Below are 13,453 nucleotides of genomic sequence, written 5' to 3'. Positions count from 1 at the left end.
GCTGCGCCGGTGTTCGCGGGCATGCCCGCTCCCACATGACCGGCGCGGACCGTTAATGCTCAATCATCCTGCGCCGCCGGCTTCGGCGGGTCCTGCCGCAACCCCGGCAAAGGCTGGTCCTTCGGCGGCCCGGGCACCGGCATTGGCGGCAACAAGGGCGCCCCCGGCTGGCTGTCATAAGCCTTGGGCGGCGTACTCGGGGTTATCTGCGGGTATGGCGTAGGCGTCGGCGTACCGGGTGCACCGGGTACCGGCGTGGTGAGCCTGGGCGGCGTGCTGGCAGCTTCGGCCAAGGGCAGGCCAGCCATCAACAATGTGGCGAGGATCGCGTGAAACATCAGCAACCTCCTGTCGGGAACCTTCTTACAGGCTACGCCTAAATCACCGCTTTCGCCTGTCCGCCTGCCCTGCAAGCGCGCTAGACTCAATGCCATAACCGTCATCTGCCTGATCAGAACAAAGGAAACACCATGAGCTCCACTTCTTCCGCCGCCGCCACCGCGCGCCTCGACCGCATCCTGGCCGATGCCAAGCGTGACAAGGAAATGGGCTACCGCGACAAGGCCCTGAGAATGTACCCGCACGTGTGCGGCCGCTGCGCCCGCGAATTCGCCGGCAAGCGCCTGAGCGAGCTGACCGTGCACCACCGTGACCACAACCACGACAACAACCCGCAGGACGGCTCCAACTGGGAGCTGCTGTGCCTGTACTGCCACGACAACGAGCACTCGCGCTACACCGACCAGCAGTACTTCAGCGAAGGCTCCACCAGCACGCCAAGCATCGCCAAGGCCACCCACAACCCGTTCGCCGCGCTGGCGGGCATGTTGAAGAAAGACTGACCATCGATTCGCCCCCCGCTGTTACCGGGCAGCCCGTATAATCGCGCTTTTTTCGCGAAGGGCCCCGGTACGTGGCAAACAAACGATACAGCTGCATCGGCCTGTTCAACCCCAAGTCGGCAGAAAACGTCGGCTCGGTGATGCGCGCCGCGGGCTGCTATGGCGTCAATTCGGTGTTCTACACCGGCAAAAGGTATGAACGCGCGCGTGACTTCGTCACCGACACCAAGCGCGTGCACTACGACATTCCGCTGATCGGCATCGATGACCTGCAGCGCATCATCCCGCTGGGCTGCACACCGGTGGCGGTGGAGCTGGTGGAAGGTGCGCGACCGCTGCCGGAATATACCCACCCGGACCGGGCCATCTATATCTTCGGGCCGGAAGACGGCAGCCTCAGCCCCGAGGTGCGTGCGTGGTGCGAAGAGACCATCTACATCCCCACCGAAGGTTGCATGAACCTGGCGGCGACGGTGAATGTGGTGCTGTATGACCGGTTGGCCAAGGGGCTGAATACCCGCTCGGGGCCCAAGTTCAAGTAATAAAAAGGCCGCCACTGCGACAGCAGGACCGGCCTCTTCGCAGCACAAGGCTGCTCCTACAACAGCGGGCAGTGTGAACCCGGTAGGAGCAGCCTTGTGCTGCGAAAGGGCCAGCCCTGCCAACGCAGGGCGGCCAGGTGCTGAGCTCCGTCAGAACAGCACCGCTCTTGCTCAGATCACGAAGCGTTGATCCAGATGGTCTTCAGCTCCGTGTACTGGTCGTGCGCCCAGATGGACTTGTCGCGCCCACCAAAGCCAGACTCTTTGTAGCCACCAAACGGCGTAGTCACGTCACCTTCGCCAAAGCAGTTGACCGTAACCACACCCGCGCGGATTTCACGCGACAGGCGCAGCGCATTGCGCAGGCTGCCGGTGTACGCCGAAGCGGCCAGGCCGTAGATGGTGTCGTTGGCCAGTTCGATGGCTTCATCGATGGTCTCGAAGCTGGTCACGCTCAGCACCGGGCCAAAGATTTCTTCCACGAACAGCTTGTTGTCGCGGCCTACGTTGTCGACGATGGTCGGCTGCACGTACACGCCTTCCTCGGTTTCGCCACCCTGGACGATGCTGAGTTTCTGCTCGGCAGCGTATTCCAGGTACGACTTGACCTTCTCGAAGTGCGACTTGCTGACCATGGCGCCCAGGCGATTGTCCGGGTCCATCGGGTCGCCCAGTTTCCAGTCCTTCAGGTGCTTGGCCATCAGGCCCAGCAGTTCGTCCTTCACGTCCTTGTGGACGATCAGGCGCGAAGAAGCAGAGCAGTTTTCGCCCATGTTCCAGAACGCACCGGCGGTGACGAACTGGGCCACTTCGTCCAGGTCTTCACAGTCGTTCATGACCACGGCCGGGTTCTTGCCACCCAGCTCCAGGACGATGCGCTTGAGGTTGGACTCGGCGGCGTATTTCAGGAACAGGCGGCCAGTGTCGGTGGAGCCGGTGAAGCTGACCATCGGGATGTCCATGTGGCGGCCGATGGCCTCGCCCACTTCACGGCCACCACCAGGCACCAGGTTGAACACACCGGGCGGAATGCCAGCCTCATGGGCCAGTTCGGCCACGCGCAGGGCGCTGAGGGTAGTTTCCTTGGCGGGCTTGACCACGATCGAGCAACCGGCGGCCAGCGACGGGGCGATCTTCCAGGCCAGCATCAGCAGCGGGAAGTTCCACGGCAGCACCAGGCCGACCACGCCGATGGCTTCACGCACCACCATGGTCACGGCAGCGCTGCCGGTCGGGGCGGTGGCGTCGTAGATCTTGTCGATCAGCTCGGCGTGCCAGCGGAGGGTGTGGATGGTTTCCGGCACGTCGACGGTCTGGCACTCGCTGACCGGCTTGCCGCTGTCCAGCGCTTCCAGCACCGCCAGCTCATGGGCGTTGTCTTCCAGCAGCTGGGCGAACTTCTGCAGCACATGCTTGCGGTCATTCGGCTGCATTTTCGACCAGGTGCCCTCTTCGAACACACGCTTGGCAGCCGCCACGGCCACGTTGACGTCATTGACGTCGCAGGCGGCGACCTCGGCCAGTTGCTTGCCGGTGGCCGGGTTGGTAGTGACGAAGGTGCGGCCGGAAATGGCATCACGGAATTCACCGTCGATGAACGCCTGGGTACGCAGCTGCAGTTCGGCGGCGATGGCCGCGTATTGTTCCTTGTTCAGCAATTCAGCCATTTTTCCAGCCTCCTTATTTGATCAGGGCGATGGTGGCTTTCAGTTCGGTGAGCACACGCTTGAGCTCCTGCTTCTCGGCGTCGTCCAGGTCGTACAGCGGCTTGCGCACGCCGCCGGTCTTCAGGCCGTTCAGGGCCACGCCGTTCTTGATGGCCTGGACGAACTTGCCACCTTCAAGGAAGTCCATCAGCGGCATCATGGCGGCCATGATCTTGCGGCCTTTGGCAAAGTCCTTCTCGATCACGCAGGCCTCATACAGGGCCACGTGCTCACGCGGGATGAAGTTGGAGCCGGCGCAGACCCAGCTCTGGGCGCCCCAGGCGAAGAACTCCAGGGCCTGGTCGTCCCAGCCGCACGACAGCTGGATATTTGGGCGATGGATGGCCAGGCGGTGCAGCTGGGCCATGTCGCCGGAGCTTTCCTTGATGGCGACGATGTTCTTCACATCGGCCACGGCATCGAAAAACTCTTCGCCCATGCTTACGCTCATGCGGCCCGGGTAGTTGTAGAGCATGATCGGCAGGCCCGCAGCGGCGTCGACCGCTTTGACGTGCAGGGCGATTTCCTGCTGGGTCGGCAGCGCGTACGGCGGGGTGCCGACCAGCAGCGCGTCAGCCTTGATTTCCTTGGCGTGCCGGGCGAAGGCCACGGCGTCTTCGGTGCGGATGCCACCGGTGCCGACGATCAGCGGCAGGCGGCCGTTGAGTACGTCCTTGGCCTGCGCGGCCAACTCGATGCGCTCCTGGGTGGTGTGGGCGTAGTACTCGCCGGTAGAGCCACCAATGATGACGCCATGGATTTTCGACTCGACCAGGTATTCGAGGACCTCGGCGAACGCCGCCTTGTCGATCGAGCCGTCCGCAGCCAGCGGAGTGATTGCCGGGGTGTAGATGCCTTCGAATTTCACGGTAGGTTCTCCAGTGCGTTGCTCAGTGTTGTCAAAACCGCCGCGCAACCACGCAGCGGCGGGTCGTAAGGTTTCAGCTCAGCGAAGCCGCTTGTTGCAGGTTCAGCGAACGGGTTTCCGGGGCCAGGGCGACCGAGAAGGCCAGGCCGACGAAGGTCACGGCGGCAGCGGCATACATGGTGGCGCCGATGCCATAGCTGTCGAGCGCGATGGGCACCAGCCAGGTGCCAACGGCGGCACCGACCCGCGACATGGAGGTGCCCACGCCCACGGCGCCGGCACGGATTTCGGTAGGGAACAATTCGTTGGGGTACACCAGTTGCAGCACCTGGGCGCCACCGATGAACAAAGCGTAGGCACCGAACAGCACCAGGATGAGCATCTCGTTGCCGTTGCTGAAGGCACCCAGGCCCAGCAGCGCCAGCCCCGACCAGAAGAAGCTGTGCAGCAGCGTGGTGCGCCGCCCGAGGGTGTTGAGCAGGCGGGTGCCCACGATGCAGCCGACCACGAACAGGAAGGTGATGGCGATGGAACCGATCGATGCCCAGTCACCTTTCAGGTTCAGCGCGCCCAGCACTTTCGGGGCGAATGCGTACACGGCGAATACCGGGATCACCGAGCAGGTCCAGAACATGGTGACAAACAGCATGCGTTTGCCGTAGCCCGAGTGCAGCAGGCTGAGGAACGACAGCTTGCGGGTCTTGGGTTCTTCCGGCAGGTTCTTCAGCGAAAAACCGTTACCGTAGACGCGCCTGATCACCTGTTCGGCCTCGGCCGAGCGGCCCTTGCTGATCAGCCAGCGTGGCGATTCCGGGGTACCCAGGCGGATGGCGAACAGCAGCGCACCAATGGCGGCCGCACTGGCCAGCACCAGGCGCCAGGCATCGTCGCCACCATGGCGCAGGATGGCCTCACCGGCCAGGTAGGCGGTAGCGGCGCCGGCAAACCACAACACCGTCAGGGTGGCCAGGCGCGGGCCACGGTTTTTCTTGGGCAGGAACTCCACCAGCAGCGAGGTTGCAACCGGGTATTCGATGCCTACGGCAATGCCGATGGCGAACCGCAGCAGGAACAATGCCAGCGCCGACTCCACCCAGAACTGCGCGACCGAGGCCAGGATGAACAGGGTCGGGCCAACGAAAAACACGCGTTTGCGGCCAAAGCGGTCGGTCAGCCAACCACCGAAAAAGCCACCGAAGAAAATGCCGATCAGCGCCGAAGCGGCGATCATGCCCTGCCAGAAACTGTTCAGGCTCAGGCCTGCAGACATCTGCACCATGGCCACGCCGATAATGCTCAGTACATAGCCATCGACGAACGAACCGCCGCCAGAACGCAGGGTCAGCAATTGGTGGAAGTTATTGATCGGTACATCTTCAATCGAAACATTTGGATTTGTCATTGTTGTTCCTGCCACGTCTGATACATGCACATTTTCAAGGCGAGCGTGTCCGCGAAACTGAAAACTGCCTTCAGCCCCGGGTGATCGGACGACGCATCTCGATCATCAAATTCGGGCAAGCCGTGCCCGTGCCGGCCAACTGACGCCGACGTAAAATGCTCTTTGGTCTAACTCAGATAGCGATCAGCTTTCTTTGCCAGCGCGGAACTGCCCCCACATCAGGTTGGCGTTCAAGCCCAGGGAAACCAAGGGCTGCGGCGGGTTTGCGCAAGGCCCTGGGGCATTGAGCAAAAACTCGATCAGTTCGTGCTTGTCGCCGGCCAGCCAGTCGGCCAGCAACTTGCCGGTGACCGTGCCTCGGGTAACGCCCAGGCCGTTACAGCACAGTGCGCCGACGACATTGGGCGCCAACTTGCCAAAGAAGCCCATGTGATTGCGCGACAGTGCCAGCGCACCGCCCCAGGTATATTCGAAGTTCACATCAGGCAACATCGGGAAACGCCGGGCGAACGAATCGCGGTGGCGCTGAACGAAGCGTTCCAGGTATTTGCGGTTGCTACGGCCGTCGGGGTTGTAGCTGAAGCTGTTGCGGATCAGCAGGCGGTTGTCGACCGTGCGGCGCATGGTGGTACCGAACGGGTCGGCCGGGATGACGCCCCAGTAAGGTTTGCCCCCAAGGCGCGCCTGTTCTTCTTCGGTCAGCGGGCGGGTGATGCTGCCGTAGGTGAACACCGGCAGCATGCGGCCCTTGAGGAAACCGAAGCTCATGCCGAAGGCGTTGGTGGTGAGCACCAGCTTGTCGGCGGTGATCGAACCCTTGGCGTGGCGCAGCACCACCTTGTCACCGTACTCGACGTCGGTGATCGGTGTGTGTTCATACAGCGAGACGTTGGACGGCAGGCTATCGGCCAGGCCTTTGACCAACGCCGAGGGTTGCAGCAAGGCGGTGCCTGGCGTGAACAGGCCCTTGCGGTAGAAATCGGTGCCGATGTGCTCGGGCAGGTCGCGGCCCTCGATCACTTCGTAGGGTTGGCCCAGCTTGTCCAGGCCCCGGCGGTAGGCATCCAGCACGGCAATGCCGCGGCCCTCGATGGCCGCCTGGTATTTGCCGCAATGGCGGAACTGGCACTCGATGTCGTAGCGCTCGATCAGGTCCTTGAGGTATTGCTGGCCACCCAGGTTGAGCTTGAGCACGGTCTTGGCGATGTCGATGTCACCAATGTAGTCCTCGGCGCCGATATCGTGCGGCAGGTCGATGGCAAAGCCGGCGTTGCGCCCGGAGGTGCCAAAGCCGACCTCCTGGGCTTCGACCAGCACGATCTCGTCATGGGGAAAGTTCGTCGCCAGTTGCCGTGCGGCAGCCAGGCCGGTGAAGCCTGCGCCCACCACTACCCAGCGCGCCTGGCTGTGCCCTGAATGGGCCGGCCTTGGCGTACGGGGTTTGCTCAGGTGGTACCAGCCACAGGTAGCATCATCGGCAGGTAACGAACTTATTCTTGTCATGGTACTAACCTGGATCTTGTTATCGACGGGTGGTCAACGCCGGGGGCCTGACCTTGGTAATTCATATCTGGATCGGTACATCCAGCCCTTGCGGTGCGGCGTACTCGGCCATGCGTCGGCGCGACAGCTCGAAGTGCTCGCGCACCAGCTGACCGGCGGCTTGCGGGTCGCGGCGTTCGATCGCCTGGATCATCTGCTCGTGCTGCTCGCAGGCAATTTCGAGGTCGCGCTGCATGTCATCGGTGGTCGGGTGGCGATAGAAGATCTTGCCCAGCCGGGTGTGATCGATCAGCAGGCGGCGCAGGCTTGGCATCAGGTAGTCGTTGTGCGCCATCTTGCCGATTTCCAGGTGGAAGGCGTCGTTGTAGAGCACACGGTTTTCCACGTCGCGCTCTTCGATGGCCTGACGGAACTGGGCCTGGATGGCCTTGAGCACCTCGATTTCTTCAGCGCTGGCGTAGGTGGCGGCCAGCTGGGTGGTGGCCACGTAGATAAGCGGGGCGGCAACGTAGAAGCTGTGCAGCGACGCGTGGTTCATGGCGGCGACGCGGGGCGCGCGATTGGCTTCCAGTTCGATGTAGCCTTCGGCGGCAATCTGGCGCAGCAGCTCGCGGACCGGGGGGCGTGACAGGCCGAACTCATCGCACAGGGCCAGTTCGTCCACCACGGCGCCCGGCGCCAGTTCCATGCTCATGATCCGGCGGCGCAGTGCTTCGGCGAGGACGGCTTTGCGGTCCTGCGGCACTTCTGCAGCGAGTGGTTGGACGGTGGCTTTCATGGCGGCCTTCTTTGTTGTCATAGCGCTATGTCTACTATTTGTATAACGACTATAGGGCACTGTTAGACAATGTGTCTACAGCATTTTCGATGGACGGTGAAATCTGTCTGGGCCTTTGTTTTCAAGGGTTCCAGCGGATTACCAGGGTGGGATTAAACACCCTTGGGGCTGCATTGCCAAACCGGACAGATAAGTATCCAGACCCGACAACTCTGCAGTGTGGAAGGCCGCTGAGCGACCCGAATGAACGCCGGCGACGCCCTGCAGGTCAGCTGCTTACATTTCAGACGGAGGTCTTGCCATGCTCGATATCCACACTGCTGCGGCTTCGCAGCACAATGTTCATGGTCTGGAAAGGGTCGGTTCGCTGGCCGGCGGGGCGCTGATGCTCAGCAAGGGGCTACGCCATGGCGGCCTGATCGGCTTGCTGCAGATGGTGGTGGGCGGCATTGCGGTGGCACGCGGGGTCAGCGGGCATTGCTCGACCAAGGCCTGGTGGCAGCAGCATCGGCATGAGTACCACCGGTTGCGCTCGGATATAGAACGCAGTGCGGCGGAGCTGGAAGTGTTGAAGGCCAGTGCCAGGGCGGCGACGCGGGGTGTTACGGTGACGGGTAAGGATCCTTTGGTAGACAGCTGATCCTTGTATTGCCTGTACCGACCCTATCGCCGGCAAGCCAGCTCCCACAGGGAAAACACAGGTCCCGAGAGCGGTGCTATCCCTGTGGGAGCTGGCTTGCCGGCGATAGGGCCGGCGCAGGTAATAAGATGCCTAGCGCAACGCCTTGCTCTGTAGCACCTCGGACTTGCGCCCCAGCACGTTCTCGCTGATTTGCACGAACTCTTCGGTACTTACGCTGGGCAGGCGCATCAGCCCGCGCACCACGTCGTCCAGCGAACGCTTGGCCTGGGTGTGGATGCGTATTTCCTTGTCCAGTGCCTGCAGCAAGATCACCCCGCGGGCCACCTGCGCCGGGCTTGCGCGTTCGCCCTTGAGCTGGGTGACCTTGGCGCCCTGCTTGCTCAGGCGTGCCTGCCAGGCCTGGTAGCGGTCATCGCTTACCCCGCCCGAACGGCGCAGCAACTCACTGGCGTAGTAGTCGGTCAGGCTTTCCACCAGCCAGTCATTGCCGCCGCGCCCATGGATCTGGGCAAACAACTGCACCACTTCGCGCAGCAACGGGCTGCTGCCGTTCTCGCTCACCATCGGCCGGCCGCTGTGCAGGTAAAGCGAACCCTGCGCGGCCATTGCCCCGCGCCACATGCCGTCACGGGCACCGACCAGCAGCAGCTTTGGCGGGTTGCGCGGGAACACTGCCTGCAACTGCGGCCAGACGTAGGTCAGCAAGGTCAGGCTGTCCATGCGTCGCATGCCCTGCCCCACCGGCGCGGCCACGGTGACCTCGGTATCGCCCAGGCGGGCACGGCGGCTACCCAGGTCGCCGGCCAGCATCCAGCCAGTCGGGCGGTCGAACAGCCGCGACACGTTGTCGATGCGAAACTTGTCCTTGCCAATGCGTGGCCAGGAGGTCTCGATACTCTTCCAGCCCTCGGGCAGGTCGAACGCCAGGCGCGCCACCAGCTCGGTGCCATCTTGCTGGTCAAGCCGCGCAGGCGGTACCAGCTGGTCGCCGAGGAACAGCGCCCAGTGCGGGGTGATACGCGAAGAATAGGCACCGCTGGCGAGCTTCTGGTCCAGCTGCACGCGGTAGCTGAGGCTGGTCTTGCCGGCCGCCGGCTGCCACACGCCTCGCTGGCCCTTGAGTTGCCATTGGCCATCGGCCTGGAAGCCGCTGAAGGCGCCGGCCTTGCCCAGGTCGAAGTCGAGGCTGCGCACGGCACTGCCTTCAGCCAGGGTGAGGCGGACTTCAGCCTGGCCACTGGCGGGCAACAGACGCACCTGGTAATCAAGGTCGACCTTTTTCGCCCAGGCAGGCGAACTGGCCATCAGGCCCAACAGCAAAAACAGCTGGCAACGCATACAGAAACTCCTTGTTTCCCCGTGGCAGCGGGCCGCGCCGGTCAGCTGGCGCGGAAGATCAGGTGGTCTTCCCAGTCGTCTTCATGCACATCCTGCTCCCTGAGCATACGCCCCGACTGGGAAATGCGCTGTTCATGGACCTGCTGGCGATCGCCACAGACCAGGTGGTGCCAGGCCGGCAGGTCCTTGCCCTCACTGACCAGGCGATAACCGCAGGTGCTCGGCAGCCAGGTGAACTGGTCGGCCTTGCCCGGGGTTAGCTGGATGCAGTCCGGTACATGCGCGAAGCGGTTGGAGTAGTCGCTGCACTGGCAGGTATCCATGTCCAGCAGCTTGCAGGCGATACGCGTGTAATAGACGCTGTTGTCGTCCTCGTCCTCAAGCTTTTGCAGGCAGCACAGGCCGCAGCCGTCGCACAGCGACTCCCACTCTTGCGGGCTGAGTTGTTCGAGGGTCTTGCGCCGCCAGAACGGCGCGTTTTCAGCGATCATCACACGGTTTCCTGCATTCATCTTGGGGCCACGGCGCGCGGCGGCGCCAGTCTAGAGCCTGGCATTCGGCAAAGCCAGACCGCTTGTCAGTCGCGACGGGACGCAGTAGCGTGCGGCTTTCCCGTCCGTTTGCAGGAGCTGTCATGAGCGCCACCCCCCGCATTGCCGATTACGCCATCAACGAGCAGTTCATCAACCGCTGGTCGCCACGCGCCTTCACCGCCGAACCGATCAGCGAAGAAACCCTGCTGAGCTTCCTGGAAGCCGCACGCTGGGCACCGTCGGCGTACAACTCGCAGCCTTGGCGCTTCCTGTATGCCCGCCGCGACACGCCGAACTGGGAGCGTTACCTGAACCTGCTGGTGCCGTTCAACCGCAGCTGGGCGCAACAGGCTTCGGCGCTGGTGCTGGTCATTTCCAAGACCACCTTTGCAGCCCCGGGCGCCACGGAAGAAAAACCGGCGCTGTGGCACACCTTCGACACCGGTTCCGCCTGGGGCCACCTGGCCCTGCAGGCCAGCATCAGCGGCTGGCATACCCATGGCATGGCCGGTTTCGACCAGGACCTGGCGCGTCAGGAACTGAAGGTTCCCGAGGGCTACGTGCTGCATGCCATGGTGGCGATCGGCAAGCTGGGTGACAAGGCCAGCCTGGATGAAGCGCTGCAGTCGCGTGAAGTGCCAAGCCCGCGCAAGCCGTTGAGCGAGCTGGCTGCCGAGGGTGATTTCAGCCTGTAAGCCCTGTGTAGCATGCACTGGCCTCTTCGCAGCACAAGGCTGCTCCTACAGGATCTCCATCACCCTGTAGGAGCAGCCTTGTGCTGCGAAAAGGCCGGTACAAGCACTACAAATCAGTAGCCCTTGGCGAAGTCCACTTCACCGCGCAACCCCTGCCCCGCTTCATAAGCCCGCACATTTTCGACAAACAACCGCACCATCGCCGCCGGCGAGGTGGGTGCGGAACTGTGCCCGGTCAGCAACAGCCCCCAGGCGGTCCAGAACGGATGCTGTTTGGGCAACGGTTCCTGCCGGCAGACATCGATCACCGCACCGGCCAGATGGCCTTCCTTCAGCGCCTCGACCAGGTCGGCATCGACCACCGCCACGCCACGCCCGGCATTGATGAACAACGCCGTGGGCAGGAAGCACTTGAACAGCGCTGCGTCATACAGGTCATGGGTAGCCGGGGTGTCCGGCAGCAGGTTGATCACGTAGTCGACCTGGCCAACCATGCGCGGCAAGTCGGCCAGTGCCGCCACCTCGACGAACGGTGCCTGTTCCCGGGCAGTGCTGGCCACACCGTACAGCACCACACCAAACGGTTGCAGGAACTCGGCCACCCGCTGGCCAATGTCGCCAGTGCCGACAATCAGCACCTTGCGCCCTTCCAGCGTGCGCCCCGGGCGGTCATCCCAGCGCCGCTCGACCTGGCTGACCAGGCGCGACAGCACCTCGCGCTCATGGCCGAGCATATAGGTCAGCATGTACTCGGCCATCACCTGGCCGAAAATGCCCACCGCACGGGTCAGGCGATAGTCACGCGGCAGGCCGTCGGCCAGCAACGGCGTGATACCGGCCCACGTCGATTGCATCCACTGCGGTTTGAGGCCCTGGCGCAGCAAGCTTGCCAGCAGGTCCGGCTGGCCCAGCCACACCGTGCACTGCGATGCCTGCTGCGCCAGTTCGGCGGAGTCACCGCTGGTCAGGACTTCCACTTCAGGCGCTGCTTGGCGCAAAAGCCCGGCGTATCGAGCATGATCATGCTCAGCAATCAGTACACGCATGGTCAGACCGGGTCGTTACGGCGCAGCAGCTCTTCGGGCAGGTGCTCGATGTACTCATCTTCCAGCGGCGGCATCTGCAGGTGGTAGCCCTGATTGTCGAGGTTCTCCAGTACCTTGGTGATGTCCTCGCGGGCCAGCTTGCGCTCGGGGCTGAGCACCAAGTCGAACGCGTGTATGGGGGTGCCGAAGGCCGGCAGCAGGCCTTCGGGCACGCGCTCCAGGCCGTCCGCCTTGAGCACGTAAAGGTACATTTCGTTCTTGCGGGGGCTCTTGTAGATCGAGCAAATGCGTTTCATCGGGTCTCTCCGGCACCTGCCAGGTTGTCCAGCAGGGCCTGGCCCATGCGCTCACGGCGCCAGCCGCGCAGCGAATCGGGCAGTTGATAAGGGCCGTTGGGGTAGCCGCTCTTGAGCAGCGCCTCCAGGGCTTTCTTGCGCAGCATCAGCTCGGGGGTAATCCCCAGGCGCTCGCCTTCGGCCTGGCCGATGGCACGCAGCTGCTTGAGGATGCCGGCGGCCTCGATCGGCAGTGGCTCGGGCAACGGCGCTGGCCACTGCTCGGCTGGCAGGCTACCGGCGCGCTTGATCAGCTGGATGAGGTACTCACCGTCCTGACGAATGGTGCGCGGGTGCATCTCGTCGATCTTGGCCAGCGCCGACAGGTTGTTGGGCTGGCTTTTGGCCATGGGCCACAGCGAGTGCTCCTTGAGGATGCGGTTACGCGGCACATCGCGGCTGCGTGCTTCACGCTCGCGCCAGGCGCACAGCTCGCGCAGCACCGCCAGTTGCTGGGGGGCCAGCTTCCAGGCGAGCTTGACGTCGCGGTACAGGCTTTCAGGCTCGACTTCACGGCGCAATGCGGCCACCAGCTCGGCGCCATCCTCCAGCACCCAGGCGTACTTGTCGTCGGACAAACGCGGGCGCAGCGCGGTGAACAGCTCGGCCAGGTGCACGGCATCCTCGGCAGCGTAGCTGACCTGGGTTTCCGAGAGCGGGCGCTGCAGCCAGTCGGAACGGGTTTCGCCCTTGGGCAGCTCGATACCCAGCACCTCCTGCACCAGGCGCGAATAGCCCATGCTGAAGCCCAGGTTCAGGTAACCGGCAGCCAGCTGGGTGTCGAACAGCGGCTGCGGCAGCTTGCCGGTCAGGCGCAGCAGCACTTCAAGGTCTTCGCTGCAGGCGTGCAGCACCTTGACCACCCCGCTGTCTTCCAGCAGGTCGGCCAAGGGTTGCCAGTTGCCGATCAACAGCGGGTCGATCAGGAAGGCCCGCTGGCCGTCACCGATCTGAATCAGCCCGGCTTTCGGGTAGAAGGTGTCGACCCGCATGAATTCGGTGTCGACGGCGACAAAGGGCAGTTGGTGCCAGTCGCGGCAGTGTTCGGCCAGGCTCTGGTCGTCACGGATCCAGTGAATTTCGATGGCCACGAGGCTCTCCCACTAACATTGGCGCGCAGTATATACGGCGCGGGCACTGCTGGTGAAACCTGCGCCATCCCTGGAGTAGATAAACGGCGCTGCAAACCGGCCCTTTTTTGTCGGAGCAGCCTTGTGCTGCG

15 protein-coding genes are annotated in these 13,453 nt (G+C 63.3%); 4 read left to right on the top strand and 11 right to left on the bottom strand.

Annotation, left to right across the window (positions count from 1 at the left end):
* Nucleotides 1–59: 59 nt before the first annotated feature.
* Nucleotides 60–338: a hypothetical protein gene (locus tag ABOC32_RS10265; RefSeq protein ID WP_426810950.1), complete on the bottom strand. Its 279-nt coding sequence runs from the start codon at nucleotides 336–338 to the stop codon at nucleotides 60–62.
* Between the two features lie 132 nt (nucleotides 339–470).
* Between ABOC32_RS10265 and ABOC32_RS10260 the strand changes: the two genes are divergently transcribed.
* Nucleotides 471–842 (top strand): YajD family HNH nuclease, encoded by a 372-nt coding sequence (locus tag ABOC32_RS10260; protein ID WP_016488597.1) that lies wholly within the window; start codon nucleotides 471–473, stop codon nucleotides 840–842.
* A gap of 71 nt (nucleotides 843–913) precedes the next feature.
* Nucleotides 914–1,384 carry an RNA methyltransferase gene (locus tag ABOC32_RS10255; protein ID WP_028613410.1) on the top strand — a complete coding sequence of 157 codons (471 nt, stop codon included), beginning with the start codon at nucleotides 914–916 and terminating at the stop codon, nucleotides 1,382–1,384.
* 176 nt (nucleotides 1,385–1,560) lie between these two features.
* Here the strand turns inward: ABOC32_RS10255 and ABOC32_RS10250 are convergent, their stop codons facing one another.
* The 5 genes from ABOC32_RS10250 to ABOC32_RS10230 all read right to left on the bottom strand — a co-directional run bounded on the left by ABOC32_RS10250 (nucleotide 1,561) and on the right by ABOC32_RS10230 (nucleotide 7,641).
* A complete protein-coding gene (locus ABOC32_RS10250; protein ID WP_426810949.1) occupies nucleotides 1,561–3,051 on the bottom strand; it encodes an aldehyde dehydrogenase in 1,491 nt (496 codons plus the stop codon).
* A 13-nt stretch (nucleotides 3,052–3,064) separates the two neighbouring features.
* Nucleotides 3,065–3,958, bottom strand: a complete 894-nt coding sequence (locus ABOC32_RS10245) for a dihydrodipicolinate synthase family protein (RefSeq protein WP_426810948.1) — start codon at nucleotides 3,956–3,958, stop codon at nucleotides 3,065–3,067.
* 73 nt (nucleotides 3,959–4,031) lie between these two features.
* Nucleotides 4,032–5,360 carry an MFS transporter gene (locus ABOC32_RS10240; protein WP_426810947.1) on the bottom strand — a complete coding sequence of 443 codons (1,329 nt, stop codon included), beginning with the start codon at nucleotides 5,358–5,360 and terminating at the stop codon, nucleotides 4,032–4,034.
* Nucleotides 5,361–5,543: 183 nt separating this feature from the next.
* Nucleotides 5,544–6,863, bottom strand: coding sequence for an NAD(P)/FAD-dependent oxidoreductase (locus ABOC32_RS10235; protein ID WP_426810946.1), 1,320 nt, complete (start codon nucleotides 6,861–6,863; stop codon nucleotides 5,544–5,546).
* A gap of 61 nt (nucleotides 6,864–6,924) precedes the next feature.
* Nucleotides 6,925–7,641: a GntR family transcriptional regulator gene (locus tag ABOC32_RS10230; protein WP_426810945.1), complete on the bottom strand. Its 717-nt coding sequence runs from the start codon at nucleotides 7,639–7,641 to the stop codon at nucleotides 6,925–6,927.
* Between the two features lie 301 nt (nucleotides 7,642–7,942).
* Here ABOC32_RS10230 and ABOC32_RS10225 point away from each other — a divergent pair, with 301 nt between their 5' ends.
* A complete protein-coding gene (locus ABOC32_RS10225; RefSeq protein ID WP_426810944.1) occupies nucleotides 7,943–8,281 on the top strand; it encodes a YgaP family membrane protein in 339 nt (112 codons plus the stop codon).
* Nucleotides 8,282–8,413: 132 nt separating this feature from the next.
* On the opposite strand, the gene ABOC32_RS10220 is transcribed toward ABOC32_RS10225, so the two are convergent.
* Nucleotides 8,414–9,622 (bottom strand): hypothetical protein, encoded by a 1,209-nt coding sequence (locus ABOC32_RS10220; protein ID WP_426810943.1) that lies wholly within the window; start codon nucleotides 9,620–9,622, stop codon nucleotides 8,414–8,416.
* A 41-nt stretch (nucleotides 9,623–9,663) separates the two neighbouring features.
* Nucleotides 9,664–10,113 carry a YcgN family cysteine cluster protein gene (locus tag ABOC32_RS10215; RefSeq protein WP_426810942.1) on the bottom strand — a complete coding sequence of 150 codons (450 nt, stop codon included), beginning with the start codon at nucleotides 10,111–10,113 and terminating at the stop codon, nucleotides 9,664–9,666.
* Nucleotides 10,114–10,256: 143 nt separating this feature from the next.
* Here ABOC32_RS10215 and ABOC32_RS10210 point away from each other — a divergent pair, with 143 nt between their 5' ends.
* On the top strand, nucleotides 10,257–10,850 hold the full coding sequence (locus ABOC32_RS10210; RefSeq protein ID WP_234229529.1) for a nitroreductase family protein: 594 nt from the start codon (nucleotides 10,257–10,259) through the stop codon (nucleotides 10,848–10,850).
* Between the two features lie 113 nt (nucleotides 10,851–10,963).
* On the opposite strand, the gene ABOC32_RS10205 is transcribed toward ABOC32_RS10210, so the two are convergent.
* Genes ABOC32_RS10205 through rnd form a run of 3 tightly spaced genes read right to left on the bottom strand, consistent with a single transcriptional unit; the run spans nucleotide 10,964 to nucleotide 13,322 of the window.
* Nucleotides 10,964–11,896 (bottom strand): D-2-hydroxyacid dehydrogenase, encoded by a 933-nt coding sequence (locus tag ABOC32_RS10205; RefSeq protein WP_426810941.1) that lies wholly within the window; start codon nucleotides 11,894–11,896, stop codon nucleotides 10,964–10,966.
* Between the two features lie 2 nt (nucleotides 11,897–11,898).
* On the bottom strand, nucleotides 11,899–12,192 hold the full coding sequence (locus ABOC32_RS10200; RefSeq protein ID WP_016498370.1) for a YcgL domain-containing protein: 294 nt from the start codon (nucleotides 12,190–12,192) through the stop codon (nucleotides 11,899–11,901).
* The gene (gene rnd / locus ABOC32_RS10195; protein WP_426810940.1) at nucleotides 12,189–13,322 is read right to left on the bottom strand and encodes a ribonuclease D; all 1,134 of its coding nucleotides are present in this window, start codon (nucleotides 13,320–13,322) and stop codon (nucleotides 12,189–12,191) included. Before rnd ends, ABOC32_RS10200 begins: the two co-directional genes overlap by 4 nt.
* Nucleotides 13,323–13,453: the final 131 nt, after the last annotated feature.

The sequence above is a fragment of the Pseudomonas sp. WOUb67 genome, assembly GCF_050058005.1.
GTDB lineage: Bacteria > Pseudomonadota > Gammaproteobacteria > Pseudomonadales > Pseudomonadaceae > Aquipseudomonas > Aquipseudomonas putida_R.
Note: the sequence above shows the minus strand (reverse complement) of the source record. Positions and strands in the feature narration are given on the sequence as shown.

Coding starts and splice junctions, on each gene's coding strand:
- ABOC32_RS10250 (WP_426810949.1), bottom strand. CDS start 3,051: ATGGCTGAATTGCTGAACAAGGAACAATACGCGGCCATCGCCGCCGAA.
- ABOC32_RS10220 (WP_426810943.1), bottom strand. CDS start 9,622: ATGCGTTGCCAGCTGTTTTTGCTGTTGGGCCTGATGGCCAGTTCGCCT.
- ABOC32_RS10215 (WP_426810942.1), bottom strand. CDS start 10,113: ATGATCGCTGAAAACGCGCCGTTCTGGCGGCGCAAGACCCTCGAACAA.
- ABOC32_RS10230 (WP_426810945.1), bottom strand. CDS start 7,641: ATGAAAGCCACCGTCCAACCACTCGCTGCAGAAGTGCCGCAGGACCGC.
- ABOC32_RS10235 (WP_426810946.1), bottom strand. CDS start 6,863: ATGACAAGAATAAGTTCGTTACCTGCCGATGATGCTACCTGTGGCTGG.
- ABOC32_RS10205 (WP_426810941.1), bottom strand. CDS start 11,896: ATGCGTGTACTGATTGCTGAGCATGATCATGCTCGATACGCCGGGCTT.
- ABOC32_RS10240 (WP_426810947.1), bottom strand. CDS start 5,360: ATGACAAATCCAAATGTTTCGATTGAAGATGTACCGATCAATAACTTC.
- ABOC32_RS10210 (WP_234229529.1), top strand. CDS start 10,257: ATGAGCGCCACCCCCCGCATTGCCGATTACGCCATCAACGAGCAGTTC.
- ABOC32_RS10265 (WP_426810950.1), bottom strand. CDS start 338: ATGTTTCACGCGATCCTCGCCACATTGTTGATGGCTGGCCTGCCCTTG.
- ABOC32_RS10225 (WP_426810944.1), top strand. CDS start 7,943: ATGCTCGATATCCACACTGCTGCGGCTTCGCAGCACAATGTTCATGGT.
- ABOC32_RS10200 (WP_016498370.1), bottom strand. CDS start 12,192: ATGAAACGCATTTGCTCGATCTACAAGAGCCCCCGCAAGAACGAAATG.
- ABOC32_RS10260 (WP_016488597.1), top strand. CDS start 471: ATGAGCTCCACTTCTTCCGCCGCCGCCACCGCGCGCCTCGACCGCATC.